The 5,736-nt window shown below is 30.1% G+C and carries 3 protein-coding genes and 1 pseudogene; all 4 read right to left on the reverse strand.

The window, feature by feature from the left end; genetic code table 11:
* Positions 1-428, reverse strand: a pseudogene (locus tag J7G74_RS04275) (bile acid germinant receptor pseudoprotease CspC); the annotation flags it as partial.
* Positions 429-438: 10 nt separating this feature from the next.
* Positions 439-3,786: a bifunctional germination protease/germinant receptor pseudoprotease CspBA gene (gene cspBA, locus J7G74_RS04280; RefSeq protein ID WP_297132321.1), complete on the reverse strand. Its 3,348-nt coding sequence runs from the start codon at positions 3,784-3,786 to the stop codon at positions 439-441.
* Positions 3,787-4,079: 293 nt separating this feature from the next.
* The gene (locus J7G74_RS04285) at positions 4,080-4,289 is read right to left on the reverse strand and encodes a hypothetical protein (protein ID WP_297132323.1); all 210 of its coding nucleotides are present in this window, start codon (positions 4,287-4,289) and stop codon (positions 4,080-4,082) included.
* Between the two features lie 68 nt (positions 4,290-4,357).
* A complete protein-coding gene (locus J7G74_RS04290; RefSeq protein ID WP_297132324.1) occupies positions 4,358-5,704 on the reverse strand; it encodes an Ig-like domain-containing protein in 1,347 nt (448 codons plus the stop codon).
* Positions 5,705-5,736: the final 32 nt, after the last annotated feature.

Consider the following 5,736-nt stretch of genomic DNA (forward strand, 5'->3'; position numbering starts at 1 on the left):
CCAAAAGTCATTCCATTTGGAGGTGAATTTGTACTGCTTTCTTGATCCCATATTGATACTATTTTACTTATATTATCTTCATTTATAAAATCTGGATGAAGATAATTTATTCCAGAATCTATAATTCCTATTAATACATTCTTTCCATTTACATTTATATATGGATTATCTTCTATAAAATTTATACCTGCAGCTGTAGATACAGTTTCTCCTTCTCCTAAATTTCCATTTATTTCTATCATCGTACTCATTGCTTTTGCTTCTTGAAACCATGCAACTTCGTAAATGTTTTCTAATATATTTTCATCAAAACTATCTTCAACATATACAACTGCTAGTTGGCTATTTAAGAGCATATAATTTGTAACACCAACATTACTTAAAGCAGTACCTATATCTCCTTGATAAATAATAGGATAAGATTTCATTATATTCCTCCTATCTGAATACTTCCATTGTATTTCTTATATTCAAAATTCCAAAACCTGTATTATTATTTGGATAAATTATATCTTCTGATCTTATAGATCCTACTCTAAATATGGTTCTTATATTCTGTACAAAGGCTTTACTTCTATAATTCTTATCTAGTAAAACATACTGCATAAACATTGATACACAGCCTGATGTATAAGCTGCTGATGGTGCGGTTCCAGTTATAGTTCCATATCCACCACCAGGATATGGCCCAATTATATTGACTCCTGGTGCTACTAAATCTGGTTTTAATAGTCCAGATATAGTAGGTCCTCTAGATGAACCTTGCCATAAACCTCTATTTATACTATCATAGGCTCCTACAGTTATATTATCTGAAAATGTGGCAGGATAAACAATAGTGCTACTTGGATCTGGATTTCTAAATCTAGTTCCACTATTTAAAAATACTCTATTTGGTAAATAAGCATCATAATTTCCATTACTTATATAATCTCCTGTCAATCTAATTTTCCATATACCGCTTTTGACATTTGTCATATTTATTATAGTTTGCTGTTGGCCAGAAAAAGTAGTTGGATATACATATGTTATAAAATAGTCTGTATTTTCAAAGTCAAATAAACCAGATATAGTATTAAGATCTAATACATCTACCGATTTGCTCTCCTCTCCACTAGGACTAACTATAGATACTATTGCTGTATCTGGTTTTTCAATCCATATTTGAATTTCAAGATGCTCTTCCATACTTGTTACTTCAATTTCAATTTCATTTACATCTCCACTTGCTAATATTCTACCACTTGTATGAGTCTCAGTATTTCCTTCATCTCCTGCAGCACATACTGTACAAATTCCTCTAGAAAAGTAACTTTGTTCTCTTGTCTCACTTCTAGTTGACACTCCAGCTAAGCTAGTACTTCCATTTGCATAATTTATCACTAATGGCATATTTAATTGAGCAGCTTTTTCATATGAATACTGTGAAGCCACATTAGACATGGCATTATTATAATATCCATCTATTTTTGCTAATTTTACAACTATTAATTGTGCATCTTCTGCCACACCTGCATATTCACTATTTACATTTCCAAGACCTGCACATATTCCAGATAAAATTGTTCCATATCCTTCTTCATCTATTGATAAGCTTGAATCATTATTGGATATGGCTTCATTTATTTGCTCTCTAGTATATTCTGTTCCAATATAATATCCATCTGGAGGATTACCTTCCTTGGTTTGATCCCATAAGTATAGTATTTTCGATGTTCCATCTGCATTTATAAAATCTGGATGAAGATAATCAATTCCACTACTAATTATTGCTATAACAGTTCCTCTTCCACTTAAAAATATATTTGGGTTATTTTTAAAAAAATTGACTCCTATTTCTTCATTTGCATTTACTCCTCCCTCTGTACCTGGTGTTACTGTCCCTAATAATGCTATTCTAGTTAAAGACTCTATCCTCAAAACAGATGGCAAGGATAATATAGACTTTATAGTAGCCACACTATAATTACTCAAATATACTATTCCATAATTATCACTTAATCTATAAAACTCAACATTTGGTAGTAGCCTTCTTAATTCGTCTTCAAAACCAGGTTCATATAATATATTTACCCCTTGCCTTATATTGCCTTGCCTAGTCATTTGTACATTTGGAGTAGCTATTTTCCTCATGTACTGTCTTGTTCTTATTTTTCTATATTCAAAATCAAAACTTTTATTCATATCGGCTAATTGATTTAACTCTAATGTAGATAAATTTAAAAAGCCAAATCCTCTTAAATTATTTGGATATACTATATTACTTTTTCTTCTTGCAGATTTTAAAAGTAAAGCTTTTAATTTGGCAGAATATAAAAAGGGATCATTATTATTAATAATTCCCCACTGATGAAATAAGGAACACACTCCTGTAACATGTGGAGTAGCCATACTAGTTCCACTTAGTGCACCTTGACTTCCACCTGGTAAATATGAAATTATGTCTTCACCTGGCGCTAATATATCAGGTTTACTTACACAAAACTCTATATCACCTTCTCCTGAAAAAACTGAAGCTGTATCAGTTCTTGAATTATAGCTCCCAACTGTTAAAACTCGACTTGCAGTACCTGGTACTGTGACAGTTAATTCTGTAGTTGGAGTCAAAAACCTTGTATCTTTACTCAACCCCTCTGATGTTGGCAAATAAATATTTATATTTCCATCTACTATATTTATAGGTGTAAATACTATTTTCCATATACCTGGTGTTATTTGGCTACTCGTTGTTAGCTGAAAAGTTACTCTTCTTTGAAGTGAATATGGAGCAATTGGATAAAAATATCCCTTTATTCTAGTAGTACCTATTGAGTTCCTCACTTCACCTGATGTGAGTGAAATTGGTTGGGTTCTTTGATTAGATGGATTTACTAAATATACATTAAAATCATCTACAAAACTAGGCCATATATTTATATTAATTATCGTTTCATTTGATCCTATAGTAAGCTCTACTTCTTCAATTCTATCTTCTAATTTTATATGTTTATGCCCCCCCTTATCTCGATTATTTCCTGCTGCAACCATTATATTATTTTTCCAATATAAACACATATCATCAATATATTGTTCAAATAGTGATAATCCTCTATGAGATCCTTCATTACTTCCATAGCTTATATTTATAGAAACTGGCATATTTAACTCTAATGATTTGTCTAAAATAAATTTTATAGCCCTCATAAATTCAGTACTTCTAGAATAATAGTCAGTAGCTATATTACCTACCCTTATTACTATTAACTTCGCATCAGTAGCTATACCTGCAGCTATACCTGCCACATGTGTTCCGTGACTTGATGTAGCAGATACAGGTATAAAAATTTCTCCATTTATCGCTTTATTTATATCTTCATTTGTATATAAGGTTCCTTCTTTAAAACCCTCTGGCGGTGTTCCAATTATAGATTGATCCCAATAATATAATATTTTTGAGTTACCATTAATATCTTTAAATATGGGAAGTGTATAATCTATTCCAGAATCTATAAGACCTATTATTGTACCTTCTCCAGTTAACCCACTTCTATTTTTAAAATTTGTTATCCCCGTACTTGAAAAACTTTGTGTGTCTTGAGTTTCTAGTATAAATGGTTTTTCAATATACTCTATTTCTTTATACTTTAATAATTCATTAAATATATCAGGATCATTAGAGCTAATTATTGCATAAATGGGACTTAAAATCTCTATATTTACATTTAATTCATTTTCAAGTCTTAAAATATCACCGCTATACTTAACTACTACTTCATAATCTATATTAATCCCCCTCCTATTATACAATTCCACTACTTTATTTTATTATATTAATTGTCATATTTTTTTATGATGATATAAGTACACAACCATATCTAACAATAAAAAACTCGCTTCGCTTAAGCCACCTGCGCGGATGGCTCCACTTCATATCTCCAACAGCTTTGCCCGTTACTCAAAATTAACTTCGTTCATGTCGCCAACGGCTTTGCCCGTTGCTCAAATTTTATAGTGGGAATTATAAGTTATCAACAATTCAGATAATTTATAACCCTTTAAAATATAAAAAAGTCCCATTTATTAATGAGACTTTTTAGTGTTTATTTATGTGTATCTTCTATTTTCTTATTTAATCTACCTAGCATATTCTTTGAAAAGTTAGATATTTCTTCAGGAACACATTTAGACTCTGCTAATAGACAGTATATTTCTAAAGCTCTTTTGTAATCTCTTTTACCAGAATAAGCTTTAAATGCCTCTTCAGCTAATTCTTTGGATATAGTATTAATTCTTTCAGCTCTTCTTTTCAATGCAACTCTCCCCTAAATAATTCTTTTATTAATATATATTAGTTGCAACATATAAAATATGAATATATTTATTGCTGAGCTTCTTCATCTAAACTTCCATCTTCTGATTCTGAACCATGATCTTTGTCTTGTTCTTGGTCTTGACCTTCATTTTTACTTATAATCTCTTTTATAGTTATGACATTGCTTGGTTTTGAAGTTCCTTCTTCGTTTCTACCTACTATATAAATATCATAATTAACTTCATCAGCGTCACTTGCAATATCTAGATTTAAAATTACTTTATTATCTCTTATAAATTCTTCCTGAGTAATAGATCTATATAGCTCATAATTACTTCCTTGGATAGTATTATCTTTAATATAAATATCATAATTATTTGCTCCATTTAAAACATCCCAACTTAAAGCTATATTTAACTTATTATCTGATATATTATGTTTAAACAAAACATTTTTTATCATACTATCCTCCACTTTAACTTCTTTTACATTTATAGTTATTATTTCTATACTTTTATTACTACCTTCACCACAACTAATTGTAATTTTCTCACTGCCTGTTCTTATTCCAGTAATATTTCCTTTTTCATCGAATGTTACAGCTCTTTCCACAGGCATCTTTGTTTCTGAAAACTTATATTTAACTTTAGGAGGCGTTAATCTAGCAGGAGAAGTTATTATTTTAGGATTTAACTTAATAGTTTGACCTACCACTATATTGAAGCTTTTTTTAATTTCAATCCTTCTAACTCTAGCTACTATATTAAACCTTATAGCCTCTACTTTATCTTTTGACTTAGCATAAATGGTAGCACGACCTACACCTACAGCTTTAACTTTATTATTTTTTACTTCTAATACATTATCATTTGAACTTTCATAAGTTACATCATAAGAGTCATTAAATTCTGCATAATCAACTTCAACAGATCCACTTAGCTGAGCAGTATCACCAACATACTTTAAATTTCCATCTATAGAAACATTTAAAGATTCTACTGTTGGATCTACTACTAATATAGTAGCTTTTTGTAATACTCTAGAATTTTTCATAACGGCTACAGAAGTGTAACCAGTCTTAAGACCCGTAAGTACAACAGTATTATCTTCTATGTCACTTTTCTCTAGTTTTATAGTTTTAGAATCATCAAGTATAGTAAATTTAATCTTAGGATCTTTAGCATATTGCGGAAATTTTATATAATCACCAGGTGATAATACTACAGGCTCCCCTAACTTTACTACATATTTATCAATATCTTGAATAAACTCTCCATGAATAATATTAATATTAACTCCTTTAATCATGGGCGATATTACTCCAAACCTAAATAAATAATATTGTGCAACTAACACTAGAGGGATTATTGCAAAAATAATAAGCCTTTTATATCTTTCATAGATTATCCTCATATATACCCTCCTTTTATAAAAAATTCGCTTCG

Origin of the sequence: Terrisporobacter sp. (assembly GCF_017888745.1) — a bacterium.
GTDB lineage: Bacteria > Bacillota > Clostridia > Peptostreptococcales > Peptostreptococcaceae > Terrisporobacter.

Bases quoted from the DNA above. Each gene is read 5' to 3' on its own strand.
- J7G74_RS04290 (WP_297132324.1), bottom strand. From the start codon at position 5,704: ATGAGGATAATCTATGAAAGATATAAAAGGCTTATTATTTTTGCAATA.